The sequence below is a fragment of the Pseudomonas sp. GW821-FHT12A04 genome, from assembly GCF_058807755.1.
Genome location: NZ_JBXAQZ010000001.1, coordinates 97540 through 114886, shown reverse-complemented (window position 1 = coordinate 114886; position 17347 = coordinate 97540). Strand labels below are relative to the sequence as shown.

Genomic DNA, 17347 nt, shown 5'->3' with positions numbered 1-17347 from the left:
AAACAAAGGCCTCGACACCCTGGGTGCGAGGCCTTTGTGTGGGGTGCAACAAACGGCTCAGAACAGGAAGTAACGCTGGGCCATCGGCAAGGTTTGCGCTGGCTCACACCACAGCAACACACCGTCGGCCTTGACCTGATAGGTCTGCGGATCGACGTCGATGTTCGGCAGGTAGTCGTTGTGGATCAGGTCGGTTTTCTGCACGTCGCGGCAACCTTTGACCACTGCGATTTTCTTTTTCAAACCCAGGGCTTCGGGCAAGCCTGCATCCTGCGCCGCCTGGCTGATGAAGGTCAGGCTGGTGGCGTGCAGCGAACCTCCGTAGCTGGCGAACATCGGGCGGTAGTGCACCGGTTGTGGCGTCGGGATCGAGGCATTGGCGTCGCCCATCAGGCTGGCCGCGATGGCACCACCCTTGAGAATCAGCGTCGGTTTCACGCCAAAAAACGCCGGGCGCCAGAGCACCAGGTCGGCCCATTTACCCACTTCGACCGAGCCCACTTCATGGCTGATGCCGTGGGTGATCGCCGGGTTGATGGTGTACTTGGCGATGTAGCGTTTGGCGCGGAAGTTGTCGTTGCCTGCACCATCGCCGGGTAGCGGCCCGCGTTGTCTTTTCATCTTGTCGGCAGTCTGCCAGGTGCGGGTGATGACTTCGCCGACCCGCCCCATGGCCTGGCTGTCTGAGCTGATCATCGAGAACGCACCGAGGTCGTGGAGGATGTCTTCGGCGGCAATCGTCTCGCGGCGGATTCGGCTTTCGGCGAAGGCCACGTCTTCGGCAATGCTTGGGTCGAGGTGGTGGCAGACCATCAGCATGTCCAGGTGTTCATCAATGGTATTGCGGGTGAACGGCCGGGTCGGGTTGGTGGAGCTTGGTAGCACGTTGGCAAGACCGCAGGCCTTGATGATGTCCGGCGCGTGACCGCCACCGGCACCTTCGGTGTGATAGGTGTGAATGGTGCGGCCCTTGAAGGCGGCGAGGGTGGCTTCGACGAAACCGGACTCGTTGAGGGTGTCGGTGTGGATCGCCACCTGCACGTCGAACCGGTCGGCCACGCTCAGGCAGTTGTCGATACTCGCCGGCGTGGTGCCCCAGTCCTCATGCAACTTGAGGCCGATGGCGCCGGCCTTGACCTGTTCGATTAACGGCTCGGGCAGGCTGGCGTTACCTTTGCCGGTGAGGCCGATGTTCATTGGGAAGGCATCGGCGGCCTGGAGCATGCGCGCCAGGTGCCACGGTCCGGAGGTGCATGTGGTCGCATTGGTGCCGGTGGCCGGTCCGGTGCCGCCACCGATCATGGTGGTGACGCCGCTCATCAATGCCTCTTCGATCTGCTGCGGGCAAATGAAGTGGATATGGGTGTCGATGCCGCCGGCGGTGAGGATCATGCCTTCGCCAGCGATGACTTCGGTGCTGGCGCCGATGGCGATGGTCACGTTCGGTTGCACGTCCGGATTGCCCGCCTTGCCGATGCCGGCGACCCGTCCGTCCTTGAGGCCGACGTCAGCTTTGACGATGCCCCAGTGATCGATGATCAGTGCGTTGGTAATCACCGTGTCGACCACTTCGGCGGCGAGCAGCTGGCTTTGGCCCTGGCCGTCGCGGATGACTTTGCCGCCGCCAAATTTCACTTCTTCGCCGTAGGTGGTGAAGTCCTGTTCCACTTCGATCCACAACTCGGTGTCGGCCAGGCGCACCTTGTCGCCGACGGTGGGACCGAACATGTCGGCGTAGGCTTGACGGGAAATCTTCATGTGTTCGCCTTGAGATTCAATTGAATTTGAAACCGTTCGCTGCGCTCACATCGCGAGCAAGCTCGCTCCCACAGTTGATCGCGTTCCCCTGTGGGAGCGAGCTTGCTCGCGATGGGGGCGGTACTGACAACGCATTAATCAGAGATCGCCCATGATCCGCCCGGCAAACCCGAACACCCGACGATGCCCCGCCAGTTCGACAAGTTCGACCTGGCGACTCTGCCCCGGCTCGAAACGCACGGCGGTGCCGGCGGGGATGTTCAGGCGCATGCCGCGGCTGGCGGCGCGGTCGAAGTTCAGGGCGTCATTGGTTTCGAAAAAGTGGTAATGCGAACCGACCTGGATCGGCCGGTCACCGCTGTTGGCCACCGTCAGGCTGATCGTGCGGCGGCCGACGTTAAGTTCGATGTCGCCGGGCTGGATCTGGTATTCACCGGGAATCATCAATGGGCTCCTTGGAGAATCTTGTAGAAGAAGGCAGTGGGCTTGTAGCGGCCGCTCGGGTCGCAGGCGTAATCGGGAATTTCCCCGGCGCGGGTGTAACCCAGGGCTTTGTAGAAATCTTCGGCGGGCGAGCCTGCTTCAGTATCGAGGAAGAGCATGCCGCGCTTGTGTTGCAGGGCGGCCTGTTCCAGCGCACTCATCAACTGTTGGCCTAGACCACGCCGCCGGGCATGCTCGCGCACCAGCAGTTTCTGCACTTCGGCGCGGTTCAAACCGTTGGCTTTGCGGCACAACCCCAATTGCACGCTGGCTTGCACCTGTTCGTCCTTGACCACTACCCACAGCAACAGATTGCCCTTGATCAGATTGTCCTGAACCTCATCGAAATAGGCGTGTGCCTGCGTCGCATCGAGATCGGCCATGAAGCCGACGCTGGCGCCATAGCCGACGGCGTCGAGTAGCAGATCAATCAGGCCCTGACGGTAGTGCGCGAAACTTTCTACATTGACGCGTCGCAGTTGGGCGGGGTTCATGGGCAATCACTCCTTGTTGGCGGCAGGTGGCTGTGCGCCAGGATTGAGGGTCAGTTGCATGAAAGTCAGGTCCAGCCAACGGCCGAACTTGGTGCCGACCTGAGGCATTTGCCCGGTGGTGATAAAGCCGATGCGTTCATGCAAGCGAATGGAGGCAGCGTTACCGCTTTCGATGGCGGCGACCATCACGTGCTTGCCGCAGCCTTTGGCGCGCTCGATCAGTGCTTCCATCAGTTGCGGACCGAGGCCGTTGCCGCGCTGGTCGCTGCGCACGTAGACCGAATGCTCGACGGTGTGGCGGAAGCCGTCGAACGGGCGCCAGTCGCCGAACGAGGCGTACCCGAGCACTGTGTCGTCGGCATCGACAATCACCAGAATCGGATAAGCCTGGGATTGCCGGGCGCTGAACCAGGCCTGGCGGTTGCCGAGGTCGACCGCCTGCTCGTTCCAGATCGCCGTGGTGTTGAGTACCGCGTCGTTGTAAATGTCACGGATGGCTGGCAGGTCGGCATGCACGGCATCGCGGATGTGGTAGATCATGGCGCGGCCTCAGGCGATGGGTTGGTGGACGGTGACCAGTTTGGTGCCGTCGGGGAACGTGGCCTCGACCTGGATTTCCGGGATCATTTCCGGGATGCCTTCCATCACTTGTTCGCGGCTCAGCAGGGTGGTGCCCAGGTGCATCAGGTCGGCCACGGTCTGGCCATCGCGGGCGCCTTCAAGCAGCGCGGCGGAAATGTAGGCCATGGCCTCCGGGTAATTGAGTTTCACGCCGCGAGCCAAACGCCGCTCGGCCACCAGGCCGGCGGTGAAGATCAGCAACTTGTCTTTTTCGCGTGGGGTCAGGTCCATCGTAGACATCCATTCGGGCAGATTAAAAAGAGTGGGATCTGCTTGCACAGAACCCCTGTAGGAGCGAGCCTGCTCGCGATGGCGTCGGCACATTCAACATAAATGGCGCCTGATACACCGCTATCGCGAGCAGGCTCGCTCCTACAGAAAAGCAATTCAGGTGTTCCATATTCTGGGTGGCAAGGCTTCACGGCCAAGCAAGACTGGACGCAACAACTTCCAGAGTTCAATCAACCACCCTCGCGCCAACAGCGCCTCACTGGCCAGGCATCGGGCAACCAACAACCCCGGCAACTGCGTCAGATCCCCGCGCACGTCATGGCTCAGCGAGCGACAGCGCTCCAGCAGTTCGCTATCAATTTCACCCGTCACCAGCAATGTCGCAAACACCGGTTGCCCATCCAGCCCAATCGGCGAATCGAGCAAACCGTCCGCCCCGACAATGCGCTGGCGTTCGTGCCAGAGCAACTGGCCGTCGCGGCGGATATCCAGTTGCGCCTGAAAATGCCCGAGGTCGAAGCGTTCGCCACTGGCCGGACGGCCCAGGGCCACGACGTCCCAATAGAACAAACGGGCATCGCCTTCAAGGTCAATCCCGGTGCTGAGTTCAGCCTGCGCCGCACTGAAAATGATCGTCTCCTGGGGCAACCATTCCAGTGTCGCACCGGCCGCTACCTTCAACTTCAGCTGCTGATAGGCGGGGCCGGCGGCGCGATACCACTTGGCCGCGCCGGGGCTGGTGATTTGTGCCCAGGCATCACGCTCGACGCTGGCCGAAATGTCCAGCCGATCACCGCCGGCTATTCCGCCGGGAGGGTGGACGATGATGTGCTGGCAGACCTCTGGCCCCTCTGCATACAGGTGCTTTTGCACCCGCAACGGACCTTTGTGACGGCGCTGGACCGGGCGAGTGGTGTTGTCGAATCGGGCGTAGCCCAGTTCCAGTTCGGCATGCCAACTGGGGGTAAACAAAACGCCGGATGCAGGAAGAGTCATGGTCAGTGCTTATCGAGAGGTCCTCAGGAGGGTTGCAAAGGCTGTGCCGCAGGGCATCACTGGAAGGAGAGCGCCGTTGAACGTCGCCGCGCACCAGTTGGGGGCGCGGCGTGGAAGATGGTGCGACAAAATAGTGCTTCGAGCCCGCTGTGGACAGAAGCTCAGATCGTGACCAGCCCGCGCACCCCTTCAGCTTCCATATTCTCGCCGCGACCCTGTTGCACGATTTCGCCCCGGGACATCACCAGGTATTGATCGGCCAGTTCGGCGGCGAAATCGTAGAACTGCTCGACCAGTAGAATAGCCATGTCGCCCCGGGCCGCGAGTTTTTTGATCACGGCACCGATCTCCTTGATCACCGAGGGTTGGATGCCTTCGGTGGGCTCATCGAGGATCAGCAGGCGAGGGCGGCTGGCCAGTGCACGGCCGATGGCCAGTTGTTGTTGCTGGCCTCCGGACAGGTCACCCCCTCGGCGTTGTTTCATTTGCAGCAGTACCGGGAACAGCTCATATATGAACGCCGGGACTTCTTTCGCCTCGCTGCCGGGAAACCGCGACTGGCCCATCAGCAGGTTCTCTTCCACGGTGAGGCGACCGAAGATCTCCCGGCCCTGTGGCACGTAGGCGATGCCGGCATGCACACGCTGGTGTGGCTTGAACGTGGTGATCGGCTTGCCTTCCCAGTTCACGGAGCCTTCCTTCGCTGGCAGCAGACCCATCAGGCATTTGAGCAGGGTGGTCTTGCCCACGCCATTTCGGCCGAGCAGGCAGGTGACTTCGCCGACCTTCACGTCAAACGTCAGGCCGCGCAGGATGTGGCTTCCGCCGTAGTACTGGTGCAGCTTTTCGACTTGCAGCATTTCCAGATTCTCCTCAGATCCCACAGTTGGATAGGTGTTTGCAGGTTTAGCGACCGAGATACACCTCGATCACCCGCTCGTTGTCCTGCACCTGCTCCAGCGACCCTTCGGCCAGCACGCTGCCCTGATGCAACACCGTGACGTGGTCGGCAATCGAGCCGACGAAGCCCATGTCGTGTTCCACCACCATCAGCGAATGTTTGCCGGCCAGGCTCTTGAACAGCTCGGCGGTGAATTCGGTTTCGGCGTCGGTCATGCCCGCGACCGGTTCGTCGAGCAGCAGCAATTGCGGGTCCTGCATCAGCAGCATGCCGATCTCCAGGAATTGTTTCTGGCCGTGGGACAACAGGCCAGCCGGGCGATTGACCGACGAGGTCAGGCGAATGGTGTCCAGCACTTGGGCGATGCGGTCTTTCTGCTCGCCGATCAAGCGCGCCCGCAGGCTGGCCCAAACGGATTTGTCGGTTTTCTGCGCCAGCTCAAGGTTTTCAAACACGCTCAAGGCTTCGAACACCGTGGGCTTCTGGAACTTGCGGCCGATACCGGCCTGGGCGATCTGTACTTCGCTCATTTGCGTCAGGTCCAGGGTTTCGCCGAACCAGGCCTTGCCGTGACTGGGGCGCGTCTTGCCGGTGATCACGTCCATCAGGGTGGTCTTGCCCGCGCCGTTGGGGCCGATGATGCAGCGCAGTTCGCCGACGCCGATGTACAGGTTCAGATTGTTCAATGCGCGGAAGCCATCGAAGCTGACGCTGATGTCTTCCAGGGTCAGGATGGTGCCGTGGCGCGTGTTCAGGCCTTTGCCGGCACGTTGGCCGAGGCCGATGGCATCGCGGCTGCTGCCGGCGTCCTTGTTGGGCTCCACAGGAAAAAACGCCGGTTCGAGCATGAATTCAGCGGTTGCAGTGACTCTCATTGCTCACCTCTTTTCTTCAACAGACCGATCACGCCCTTGGGCAGGTACAGGGTCACGACGATGAACAGCGCACCAAGGAAGAACAGCCAGTATTCGGGGAACGCGACGGTGAACCAGCTCTTCATGCCGTTGACCACACCGGCACCGAGCAACGGACCAATCAAGGTGCCGCGACCGCCAAGGGCCACCCACACCGCTGCTTCGATAGAATTGGTCGGCGACATCTCACTCGGGTTGATGATCCCCACTTGCGGCACGTACAGCGCACCGGCCAGGCCACACAACACCGCGCTCAATACCCAGACAAACAACTTGAACCCGCGCGGGTCGTAGCCGCAGAACATCAGGCGGTTTTCTGCATCGCGCAGCGCAGTCAGTACCCGTCCGAATTTGCTTTGCGCCAGGCGCCAGCCGATAAACAGGCTCGCCACCAGCAACAGCACCGTGGCGAAAAACAGCACCGCGCGGGTGCCCGGCTCGGTGATGCCGAAGCCGAGAATCGTGCGGAAGTTGGTGAAGCCGTTGTTGCCGCCGAAGCCGGTTTCGTTGCGGAAAAACAGCAGCATCCCGGCGAAGGTCAGGGCCTGGGTCATGATCGAGAAATACACGCCCTTGATCCGCGAGCGGAAGGCGAAGAAGCCGAACACCAAGGCCAGCAACCCCGGCGCCAAAACCACCAGGCACAGGGTCCAGAGGAAGCTGCTGGTACCGGTCCAGAACCACGGCATTTCGGTCCACGACAGGAACGTCATGAAGGCCGGCAAGCCATCGCCCGAGGCCTGGCGCATCAGGTACATGCCCATGGCATAGCCGCCGAGGGCGAAGAACAGGCCGTGCCCCAAGGACAGCAGGCCGGCGTAACCCCACACCAGATCCAGCGCCAGTGCGACGATGGCGTAGCAAAGAATCTTGCCCACCAGGGTCAGCGTATAAGCTGAAACATGCAGCGTGCTGTCTACCGGTAACAACGACAGGAGCGGCAGCGCCAACAGTAGAGCGAGAATCACTGCACCGACGGCAATCGAGGCTTTAGGGCCGGCTTTTTGGGTCGCGGTAACGAGCAGGGGCTGGTTCATCAGTCGATCACCCGTCCTTTGAGTGCGAAGAGGCCTTGCGGACGTTTCTGGATGAACAGAATGATCAGCGCGAGGATGAGGATCTTGCCGAGTACGGCGCCGATCTGCGGTTCGAGAATCTTGTTGGCGATCCCCAGGCCAAACGCCGCCAGCACGCTACCGGCCAACTGACCGACACCGCCGAGCACCACCACCAGGAACGAGTCGATGATGTAGCTCTGGCCGAGGTCCGGGCCGACGTTGCCGATCTGGCTCAGGGCCACGCCGCCAAGACCGGCGATGCCCGAACCGAGACCGAAGGCGAGCATGTCTACGCGTCCGGTGGGCACGCCGCAGCAGGCGGCCATGTTGCGGTTCTGGGTGACGGCGCGAACATTCAGGCCCAGGCGAGTCTTGTTCAGCAGCAGCCAGGTCAGCACCACCACAAACAGCGCAAAGGCAATGATGACGATGCGGTTGTACGGCAGCACCAGGTTCGGCAGCACTTGAATGCCGCCCGACAGCCACGCGGGGTTGGCCACTTCGACGTTCTGCGCGCCGAACACCAGACGAACCAGTTGAATCAGCATGAGGCTGATGCCCCAGGTGGCGAGCAGGGTTTCCAGTGGGCGGCCATAGAGGTGGCGAATCACCGTGCGCTCCAGCGCCATGCCGATGGCCGCGGTGACGAAAAACGCCACCGGTAGCGCGATCAGCGGATAGAACTCGATGGCCTGCGGGGCGAAGCGCTGGAACATCAGTTGCACCACGTAGGTCGAGTAGGCGCCGAGCATCAGCATCTCGCCGTGGGCCATGTTGATCACACCGAGCAGGCCGAAGGTGATCGCAAGTCCCAGGGCCGCGAGCAGCAGAATCGAGCCCAGGGACATACCGCTGAATGCCTGGCCGAGCATCTCGCCGACCAGCAGTTTGCGTTTGACTTGAGCGAGGCTGGTTTCGGCCGCAGTGCGTACGGTGGCATCGGCTTCAACGCCAGGCTCGAGCAAGCCTTCGAGACGGGTGCGGGCCAGCGGGTCACCGGTTTCACCGAGCAGGCGGACGGCTGCGAGGCGCACGGCCGGGTCGCTGTCGACCAATTGCAGGTTGGCCAGGGCGAGACTCAGGGCACTGTGGACGCCTTCGTCCTTTTCGCCCGCCAGCTGTTGGTCGAGGAATTTCAACTGCGCCGGTTTGGCACTTTTCTGTAGTTGCTGCGCAGCGGCCAGACGCAGTTTGGCGTCGGCGGCGAGCAGTTGGTGGCTGGCCAGGGCGGTGTCGATCAAGCCCCGCAAGCGATTGTTCAGGCGCAAGGTTTTCGGCTGGCCGTCGACGGTCAATTCGCCTTGTTGCAGGGCGTTGATCAATTCGATGCGGGCCGGATCGGGCTGCGCGGCCCAGGCTTCCAGCAGCCTGGCTTGCTGCACGGGATTGGCGGCGACGAAGTCTTCGGCGTCGCCGGCGAAAGTGGCCATCGGCAGCAAGAGTGCGATGGCGAAAATGATGCGGTAAAGGGCAGTGGGCATAGACAGTCGCCTTGACGCGGACATTGTGGGAGCGGGCTTGCTCGCGATAGCGGTGGCCCAGTCAAAGAGATGTCGAATGTGCCGACCTCATCGCGAGCAAGCTCGCTCCCACAGGGAGTTGTGTCGGCCTCAGGCACTGAGCCTGGCGCCGACATCCAGTGGCTTAGTTGCTCTTAATCGCGTAGTCCGGTTTCTTGTCGTTACCCGGAATGAACGGGCTCCACGGCTGGGCGCGGATCGGGCCTTCGGTCTGCCACACCACATTGAACTGACCGTCGGCCTGGATCTCGCCGATCATCACCGGCTTGTGCAGGTGGTGGTTGGTCTTGTCCATGGTCAGGGTGTATCCGGACGGCGCGGCAAAGGTCTGGCCGCCCAGGGCTTCGCGAACTTTGTCGACGTCGGTGGACTTGGCTTTTTCAGCCGCTTGCGCCCACATGTGGATGCCGACGTAGGTGGCTTCCATCGGATCGTTGGTCACCGCTTTGTCGGCGCCCGGCAGGTTGTGTTTCTTCGCGTAGGCTTTCCAGTCGGCGACGAATTTCTTGTTCGCCGGGTTCTCAACCGACTCGAAGTAGTTCCACGCCGCGAGGTTGCCCACCAATGGCTTGGTGTCGATGCCACGTAGTTCTTCTTCGCCCACCGAGAACGCCACGACCGGCACGTCGGTAGCCTTCAGGCCCTGGTTGGCCAGTTCTTTATAGAACGGCACGTTGGAGTCGCCGTTGACGGTGGAGATGACCGCCGTCTTGCCGCCTGCCGAGAACTTCTTGATGTTGGCGACGATGGTCTGGTAGTCGCTGTGACCGAACGGGGTGTAGACCTCTTCGATGTCCTTGTCGGCCACGCCTTTGGAGTGCAGGAACGAACGCAGGATCTTGTTGGTGGTGCGCGGATAGACGTAGTCGGTGCCGAGCAGGAAGTAGCGCTTGGCGCTGCCGCCTTCTTCGCTCATCAGGTATTCAACGGCAGGGATCGCCTGCTGGTTCGGCGCAGCGCCGGTGTAGAAGACGTTCGGCGACATCTCTTCGCCTTCGTATTGCACCGGGTAGAACAGCAAGCCGTTGAGTTCTTCGAACACCGGCAGTACCGATTTACGCGATACGGAAGTCCAGCAACCAAACACCACGGCGACCTTGTCCTGGGTCAGCAATTGACGACCCTTCTCGGCGAACAGCGGCCAGTTCGAGGCGGGGTCGACCACTACCGGCTCGAGCATCTTGCCGTTCACGCCGCCCTTGGCGTTGATCTCGTCGATGGTCATCAGCGCCATGTCTTTCAACGACGTTTCGGAGATCGCCATGGTTCCGGACAACGAATGCAGAATACCGACCTTGATGGTCTCGGCGGCCTGGACAGTCCAGGTCATGCCCATCGCGGCAATGGATGCCGAGAGTGTGAAAGCCTTGATCAAACTGCGACGCTTCATTGTGCGATCTCCATGAACTTATGAGTTTTCTTGGTTGGCAGATGCGGACTACTGAAGGTGTGTTTTGCAAGGGCTGTGCCCGGTCGGCAAAGGCAGGGAAATGTCGGTTTAGAGCGGTCGTGCGGTTTGATGGCGCACCATGAAGGATCGCGACAGGCGTGTTGGTGCGAAGAGGTGCGCCAGATTGGAGCGCAGATCTTGTGGGCAACCCCAATCAACTGTGGGAGCGAGCTTGCTCGCGATAGCGGTGGGTCAGACACCGTCATGTTGGATGTGCCGCCGCCATCGCGAGCAAGCTCGCTCCCACAGGGATCAGCGACGGCGCATCAGGCCGATGAAGAACAGTCCGCCAATCGCGGCGGTAGCGACGCCAATGGGAAGATCTTCAGGAGCAATCATGGTCCGGGCGGCGACGTCGACCCAAACCAGAAACACGCTGCCAAGCAACACGCACACCGGCAGCAACCGTCGGTGTTCAGCCCCGACCAGGCGCCGCGCAATATGCGGCACCATCAACCCGACAAAACCAATCGAGCCGCTGATCGACACCAGCACTCCGGTCATCAACGAGGCAATCAAAAACACCCGCAGGCGCACGGTGCGTGCATTCAGGCCCAGGGTCACCGCCGTCTGTTCACCGGCCATCAGTGCATTCAGCGGTCGCGCCATACCCAGCAGCAATATCAGCCCGAACAACACACTGGCTGTCGGTACCGCCAGCAATTCCCAGCGTGCCAACCCGAGCCCGCCGAGCATCCAGAACATCACCGCCGAACTGGCTCGATGGTCGCCCATGAACAGCAGCAAATTGGCAATCGCCATCATCACGAACGACACCGCTACGCCGCACAGCAGCAAGCGGTCACTGTCCAGGCGCCCATGACGACTGGCGATCATCAGCACCACCAGCATGCTCAGCAATGCCCCGATGAATGCCGCGATCGGCAAGGTCAACAGGCCAACGATTTCACCGACATGCAGCACCACGATCACCGCGCCAAGTGTGGCACCGGAAGTCACGCCGAGCAGGTGTGGGTCAGCCAACGGGTTGCGCGTGACTGCTTGCAGCACCGCGCCGATCAACGCCAGGCCCGCACCCACCAGCGCGCCGAGCAGCATGCGCGGCACGCGGATCAGCCAGACGATATGTTCCTGTCCGGGGTTCCAGTCCGCCACACCGAAACCGAACAGTTTATGCAACAGGATGCGCCACACCACATCCAGCGGTACCCGCGCCGGGCCGAAACCCAGGGACACCACGCACGACACCAGCAACAGGGCACCGAGTGCGATCAGCATCAGGGCGTAGCGACGGTTGGTCATTCGCCGTGGAAACCCTTGGCCAGGGTTGCGACCGCCAGCACGTTATCGATCCCCGGCGTGGCCTGCACGTAAGGGATGACGATGAAGCGCTGGTGCCTGATCGCGTCCACCGATTGCAGGGCCTTGTTGCTCAGCAGGAATTGAATCTTCTGATCGGCAGTGACTTCGCTGTAGTCGACGATCACGATCACCTGCGGGTTGCGCTCGACCACGGTTTCCCAATTGACCCGGGTCCAGCTTGCGTCGACATCCTCCAGAACATTGCGCCCGCCAGCGGCGTCGATCAGCGCTTGCGGCATACCCAGGCTTCCTGAGGTCATGGCGCGATCTTCGCCGCTGTCGTACAGGAAGACCCGCGGTTTTTCCGCGGGCAGGTCTTTGCCAATGTCTGCCACTTGCGCCTGCATGTGGGTGATCAGGGCATTGGCGCGGTCCTGCACGTCAAAGATTCTGCCGAGGTTGCGCAGGTCGTTGTAGGTGTCTTCGAGGCTGGCCGGCGGGCGTTTCATCACGAAGGCGCAGGACTCGCTCAACTCATACACATTGATGCCCAGCGGTTGCAGGGTTTGCGGCGTGAGATCGCCGCCGATACGCATGCCGTAGTCCCAACCGGCGAAGAGGAAATCGACGTTGGCATCGAGCAGGGTTTCCACCGACGGGTACTTGGCCGCCAACTCCGGCAGGCCTTCGAGAATGCTCTGCATCTCGGGCGTCACGGCCTTCCAGCCACTGATGCCACTGTAACCGGCCATCCGTGGTTTGAGGCCGAGGGCGAGCATCATCTGGGTCATGTTGATGTCGTGGCTGAGCGCATGTTTTGGTGCCTGCTTGAAGGTCACTTCGCGGTTGCAGCTTTTGATTGTCAGCGGGTAACGGGTGGCTTCGGCCAATGCCTGGGTGCTGCCCAGCAGCATCGCGAGGCAGAGGCAGGATCGCAGCAGGGAACGCAAAGTCATGGTTGGGTTATCCAGGTGATTCGTGGGTAGCCGTGCAGTGGATGTTCATCGATCAGTGCTTGGACGCCGAACACATTGCGCAGCAGCGCAGCGGTCAGGACTTCTTTCGGCGTGCCGCTGGCGACGATACGACCATGGTTGATCACGTACAGTCGATCACAAAAAGCCGCCGCCAGATTGAGGTCGTGGATGCTCGCCAGGGTGCCGATATTCAAGCGCTTGACCAACTTCAAAAGCTCAAGCTGATAACGCGGGTCGAGGTGGTTGGTCGGCTCGTCAAGGATCAGCAGTTGTGGTTGCTGGGCCAGGGCGCGGGCGAGGATGACCCGCTGTTTTTCACCACCGGAGAGAGTGGCGAACCCGTGGTCTTCGAAGCCCTTGAGGCCGACGGATTCCAGGGCCTGATTGACCAGGTCGCGGTCTTCAAGGGTGTCGCCATCGAACAAGCCTTTGTGCGGCGTGCGGCCCATGGCGACCACCTCCTCGACGGTCAGGCCGAAGGCATCAGGGAACTCCTGCAACACCACGGCGATGCGTTGCGCGCACCAGCGCGAGGAGTGCTTCCAGACGTTCTGGTGATCGAGTCTGACCTCGCCGCTTTCCGGTTGATTGAAGCGCCAGGCACACCGCAACAGGCTGGTCTTGCCACTGCCGTTGGGGCCGATCAGCCCGACGAACTCACCGGCGGCCACGTGTAGCGAGGCGTCACGCAGCTGGAATTGGTGGTGGCAATGGCCGTGACCCAGTGGGGACCAGGCAAGGTTTGTCAGATTCAGCGAGGTCATGCAGTGACTCTTGAGGTGATGCTGATGGCCCCATCGCGGGCAAGCCCGCTCCCACAGGTCTTACGCAATCCCTGTGGGAGCGAGCTTGCTCGCGATGGGGCTGAGGTGATGCGCGGGGAGTTTACAGTGCCTTTCGCCCGGCGCATCTCGCCTGTTTCAAGATGAAGATGAAGCTGACTCAGTTTGCCGGGTAAAGCGCGACAGCAGCACGCGATCGAGCACCCACACCGCCACCAGAGAAGCACCCACCAACGGGAAGGCCACTGCCAGGGCGAACATGATCACCATCGCGGTTTTCCATTTTGGCAGGTCATGGCGCAGCGGCGGCACGCCGAGTTTTCCTTGCGGACGGCGCTTCCACCAGATCACCACGCCGCTGACCGCACTGAGCAAAATCATCAGGCAGATCAGCAATACGACGATCTGATTGAACACACCGAACATCTTGCCCTCGTGCAGCATTACGCCGATTTCCGTGGCGCGGGCGACGGTGCCGTACTGCTCGAAGCGTACATCGGCCAGGACTTTGCCGGTGTACTGATCGATGTGCAGCGTGGCGTCATTGCGCGGGTCGTCGGCGAAAACGGCGATGGTGAACACGCCGGTCGCGGTGGTCGGCAGGGTGATGCTGTAGCCCGGTTCGACCTTGCGCTCTCTGGCGATGTTTTGTACGTCCTGCAGGCGGATGGTCGGCGATGCCGGGCCGGTCGCTGCACCGTCGTGAGCCATGTGCTCGGCATGGTCGCCGGACATCGGCATCGGGGTGTTTTCCATGGCCCACGGCACGGTCTGGCGGGTGGCGGTGTTGAGGCTGCGTGCCTCGACGTCGGACTTCGGCACGTCATCCCACATGGCCGCCGGGAACACGTTCCACACTTCGGCGTATTGCTTGCCCCAGAAACCGGTCCAGGTCATGCCGCTGAGCAGCATCACCAGCAGCAGGGACGCGCCCCAGAACCCGGTGACCGCGTGCAGGTCGCGCCACAATACGCGACCTCGACTGTTCAGGCGTGGCCACAAAATGCCTGCCGCCTGACCGCGCGGCCACCACAGGAAAATGCCGGACACCACCAGCACCACGCCCCACCCGGCGGCCAGTTCGATCAGCCGATCGCCAACGGTGCCGATCATCAGCTCGCCGTGAATCGACCGGGCGATGGCTTGCAGGTTCTTCTTGGCATCTTGTTCACCGAGGATGTCACCGTGGTACGGATCAACGAAAACGTTCAGCTCCTTTTCATCGTTGAGCACGACAAACTGCGCGCTGCGCTCGGCAGTGACCGGCGGCAGGTACTGGGTGACCTGACCTTGTGGGTAAGCCGTTTTCACCCGTGTCAGCAGGTCGTCGGCCGGGACGGTGTGATGACCGGCCGGGACGTTGAGCAGGCTGCTGTACATCAGCGAGTCGAGCTGCGGTTTGAACAGGTAGACGGTGCCGGTCAACGCCAGCATCACCATGAATGGCGCAACGAACAATCCGGCATAGAAATGCCAGCGCCAGGCCAGGTTGTAGAAATTCACTTTGGGCTGTTTCATCACGTGTGCTCCGCTTGGCTGGATCTTTTAGTTGTTTGTTTTTGCGGTTGCTGCGCAACCGATCGCGAGCAGGCTCGCTCCCCTGTAGGGGCGAGCTTGCTCGCGAAGTTTTTAGAAACTCATGTCCACCTTGGTCCAGAGCGTTCGCCCCGGTTCCTTGATGGCTTGCGGGTTATTGGCCGGGTAGCCGAAACCGGCGTTGCCGGCCAGGTTCAAGTGTTCGGCGTAAGCCTTGCCGAACAGGTTGTCGATGCCGCTGCTGACCTTCCAGTTGCTGTTGATCCGATAGGCTCCGTTGAGGGAGAACACGCCGAAGCCCGGCGTCTTGTCGAAGTCCTTGCCGACCACGTTGCCCTTGTTCTGGTCGATGCGGTTTTGTGCGGCAACCACTCTCCACAGTGCGCCGGCGCTCCAGTTGTCTTCGCTGTAGGTCAGGCCGAAACGGGCATCCAGCGGCGGCATCTGCGGCAATGCACTGCCATCGCTGCTGTTCTTGCCCCAGGCGTAGGCCAGGGTCGCGTCGGCTTTCCAGTTGTCGGTGAAGTTGTAAGCGGCGCCCAGTTCGCCGCCCATGATTCGCGCGTCGATGTTTTCGGCTTGCGAGGTCGTACCCATCATTGTCGGGGTGTAGTTGAACAGGATGTAATCGCGCACCTGCCCGACGTAAGCCGAGGCCCAGGCTTCGAGGTCTTCGGTCTTGTATTGCAGGCCGAAATCGAGCTGGGTGGTTTTTTCCGGTTTGATCGAGTCGAAGGCATTCACCGAACCGGCGGGGCCGGACTTGGGAGAGAAAAGCTCCCAGTAATCCGGGAACCGCTGGGAGTGACCGAGGCCGGCATACAGGGTGGTCGGGCTGTCGGCCAAGTCATGTTCATAGCGGATGAAACCACTCGGCAGGGTGTCGGCGCGGGTGTCGTCGGCGGTCGGATTGGGGCGGGTCATCATGCCCGAGCCGGTGGTCTGCCGATAATCCTTGGCTGAGGCGCGGTCCAGGCGCGCGCCGCTGATCAGGCGGTCACGGTCGGCGGCGTACCAGGTCAATTCGCCGAAGACTCCGTAGTTATGGAAGTCAGCATCCTTGGTGTACGGCAGGTCCTTGTAGGTGTCGACGCCCATGGCACCGCGCTGGCGATGTTCGTTGGTCTGCGCGTCGATACCGCTGATCAGTTGCACATCAGTCCAGCGCCAGGTGGCCTTGACCCGGGCGCCGAGGGTGCGGCGGTCGACGTTGGATGCCATGGGGCCGGCCATCATCCCGGTGCCGGAGGGCGTGCGCAGGGTGTAGTTGTCCATCACGTGATCGGCGTAGTTGTAGTAGACCTGCGCCTCGACCTTATCCAGTACCTCGCCGATGTTGGATTGCTCGAAGCGCAGGCCAAGGCTTTCGCGCAGGAACTGCGAGCCGTCCATGCCGCGCCCGGCGTAGCGGGCTTCACCATCGCCACGGCCGGCGGTCAGCTCCAGCAAGGTGTCGGTGTTCGGCGTCCAGCCGACGGCCACGTCGCCGTTCCATTTGTCATAGCGCGACGCCACGGTGTCGTTGTTGCCGTCCTGGTAGTCGTCGGAGTGTGCGGTGTTGCCGATGACCCGCACATAACCCGATTGTCCACCGGCGGCAGCGTCCACCAGTTTGTCGAAGCGGCCGTTGGAACCGGCCAGCACGCTGGCGTTGACCCGGGTGCCGAGTGCGCCGAAGTGCTCCGGCTCGCGGTCGAACAGGATAGTGCCAGCCGAGGAACCCGGTCCCCACAGCACGGTTTGCGGGCCTTTGATCACGGTGAGCTTGTCGTAGGTTTCCGGCGAGATGTATGAGGTCGGGGCGTCCATCCGGCCCGGGCAGGCACCGAGCATCATGCTGCCGTTGGTGAGGATGTTCAGCCGCGAGCCGAACATGCCGCGTAGCACCGGGTCACCATTGGTGCCGCCATTGCGCACCATGGCAAAGCCGGGGATGGTCTTCAGGTAATCGGCGCCATCGCTGGCGGGCACCGGTTGTCGCGGGTCCTTGGGGTTGGTGACGATGGTCAGGGGCGAGCTGGGCGCAACGGCGGTAATCACCGTCGGGCTCAGTTCTTCACTGTGACCGGCATGGTCATCGGCCAGCACAGAAGGCGCCAGCAATGCACCGCACAGGATAGCGGTGGCGTGTCTGAAACGAACGCCGGATTCGTTCAGGGCATAAGAGGCTTGGGCAGGGCTCAAGCACGGGACAGCGGAAAACCTGGACATGACAATTTCCATCGAACAGTCGTAAACGACACGGCCGGCAGCCTGAAGCTGTCCCTGTGGGAGCAGGCTTGCTCGCGAAAGCGGTGTGCCAGACGACATCAACGTTGACTGACACTTCCTCTTCGCGAGCAAGCTCGCTCCCACAGGTTGCT

Annotated in this window: 16 protein-coding genes; all 16 read right to left on the bottom strand. The window is 61.6% G+C overall.

All coding sequences use genetic code 11. The features are described 5' to 3' along the window. Positions 1-57: 57 nt before the first annotated feature. Positions 58-1758 (bottom strand): urease subunit alpha, encoded by a 1701-nt coding sequence (gene ureC, locus AC1RS8_RS00490; protein ID WP_489339663.1) that lies wholly within the window; start codon positions 1756-1758, stop codon positions 58-60. Between the two features lie 138 nt (positions 1759-1896). Further along, a complete protein-coding gene (locus AC1RS8_RS00485; protein ID WP_489339664.1) occupies positions 1897-2202 on the bottom strand; it encodes an urease subunit beta in 306 nt (101 codons plus the stop codon). Next, positions 2202-2735: a GNAT family N-acetyltransferase gene (locus AC1RS8_RS00480; protein WP_489339665.1), complete on the bottom strand. Its 534-nt coding sequence runs from the start codon at positions 2733-2735 to the stop codon at positions 2202-2204. Before AC1RS8_RS00480 ends, AC1RS8_RS00485 begins: the two co-directional genes overlap by 1 nt. 6 nt (positions 2736-2741) lie before the next feature. Further along, positions 2742-3275 carry a GNAT family N-acetyltransferase gene (locus tag AC1RS8_RS00475; protein ID WP_489339666.1) on the bottom strand — a complete coding sequence of 178 codons (534 nt, stop codon included), beginning with the start codon at positions 3273-3275 and terminating at the stop codon, positions 2742-2744. Between the two features lie 9 nt (positions 3276-3284). Next, positions 3285-3587 carry an urease subunit gamma gene (locus tag AC1RS8_RS00470; protein WP_057712192.1) on the bottom strand — a complete coding sequence of 101 codons (303 nt, stop codon included), beginning with the start codon at positions 3585-3587 and terminating at the stop codon, positions 3285-3287. Positions 3588-3743: 156 nt separating this feature from the next. Continuing rightward, on the bottom strand, positions 3744-4583 hold the full coding sequence (locus AC1RS8_RS00465; protein ID WP_090452878.1) for an urease accessory protein UreD: 840 nt from the start codon (positions 4581-4583) through the stop codon (positions 3744-3746). A gap of 161 nt (positions 4584-4744) precedes the next feature. Beyond that, a complete protein-coding gene (gene urtE, locus AC1RS8_RS00460; RefSeq protein WP_489339667.1) occupies positions 4745-5443 on the bottom strand; it encodes an urea ABC transporter ATP-binding subunit UrtE in 699 nt (232 codons plus the stop codon). A gap of 46 nt (positions 5444-5489) precedes the next feature. Continuing rightward, entirely contained in the window at positions 5490-6359 is an 870-nt protein-coding gene (gene urtD / locus AC1RS8_RS00455) for an urea ABC transporter ATP-binding protein UrtD (protein ID WP_489339668.1), read from the bottom strand. Continuing rightward, entirely contained in the window at positions 6356-7435 is a 1080-nt protein-coding gene (gene urtC / locus AC1RS8_RS00450; protein ID WP_057712188.1) for an urea ABC transporter permease subunit UrtC, read from the bottom strand. The genes urtD and urtC overlap by 4 nt, the downstream gene beginning before the upstream one ends. Beyond that, positions 7435-8937, bottom strand: a complete 1503-nt coding sequence (gene urtB, locus AC1RS8_RS00445) for an urea ABC transporter permease subunit UrtB (protein WP_340312279.1) — start codon at positions 8935-8937, stop codon at positions 7435-7437. The genes urtC and urtB overlap by 1 nt, the downstream gene beginning before the upstream one ends. A 163-nt stretch (positions 8938-9100) precedes the next feature. After that, positions 9101-10366, bottom strand: coding sequence for an urea ABC transporter substrate-binding protein (gene urtA, locus AC1RS8_RS00440; protein WP_489339669.1), 1266 nt, complete (start codon positions 10364-10366; stop codon positions 9101-9103). A gap of 312 nt (positions 10367-10678) precedes the next feature. After that, positions 10679-11689 (bottom strand): FecCD family ABC transporter permease, encoded by a 1011-nt coding sequence (locus AC1RS8_RS00435; RefSeq protein ID WP_223502824.1) that lies wholly within the window; start codon positions 11687-11689, stop codon positions 10679-10681. Then, positions 11686-12645 carry an ABC transporter substrate-binding protein gene (locus AC1RS8_RS00430; protein ID WP_489339670.1) on the bottom strand — a complete coding sequence of 320 codons (960 nt, stop codon included), beginning with the start codon at positions 12643-12645 and terminating at the stop codon, positions 11686-11688. The genes AC1RS8_RS00435 and AC1RS8_RS00430 overlap by 4 nt, the downstream gene beginning before the upstream one ends. Beyond that, positions 12642-13430 carry an ABC transporter ATP-binding protein gene (locus AC1RS8_RS00425; protein WP_154861093.1) on the bottom strand — a complete coding sequence of 263 codons (789 nt, stop codon included), beginning with the start codon at positions 13428-13430 and terminating at the stop codon, positions 12642-12644. The genes AC1RS8_RS00430 and AC1RS8_RS00425 overlap by 4 nt, the downstream gene beginning before the upstream one ends. A 156-nt stretch (positions 13431-13586) precedes the next feature. Beyond that, on the bottom strand, positions 13587-14966 hold the full coding sequence (locus tag AC1RS8_RS00420; RefSeq protein WP_489339671.1) for a PepSY-associated TM helix domain-containing protein: 1380 nt from the start codon (positions 14964-14966) through the stop codon (positions 13587-13589). 111 nt (positions 14967-15077) lie between these two features. Continuing rightward, positions 15078-17195 (bottom strand): TonB-dependent copper receptor, encoded by a 2118-nt coding sequence (locus AC1RS8_RS00415; protein WP_489339672.1) that lies wholly within the window; start codon positions 17193-17195, stop codon positions 15078-15080. Between the last annotated feature and the right edge of the window lie 152 nt (positions 17196-17347).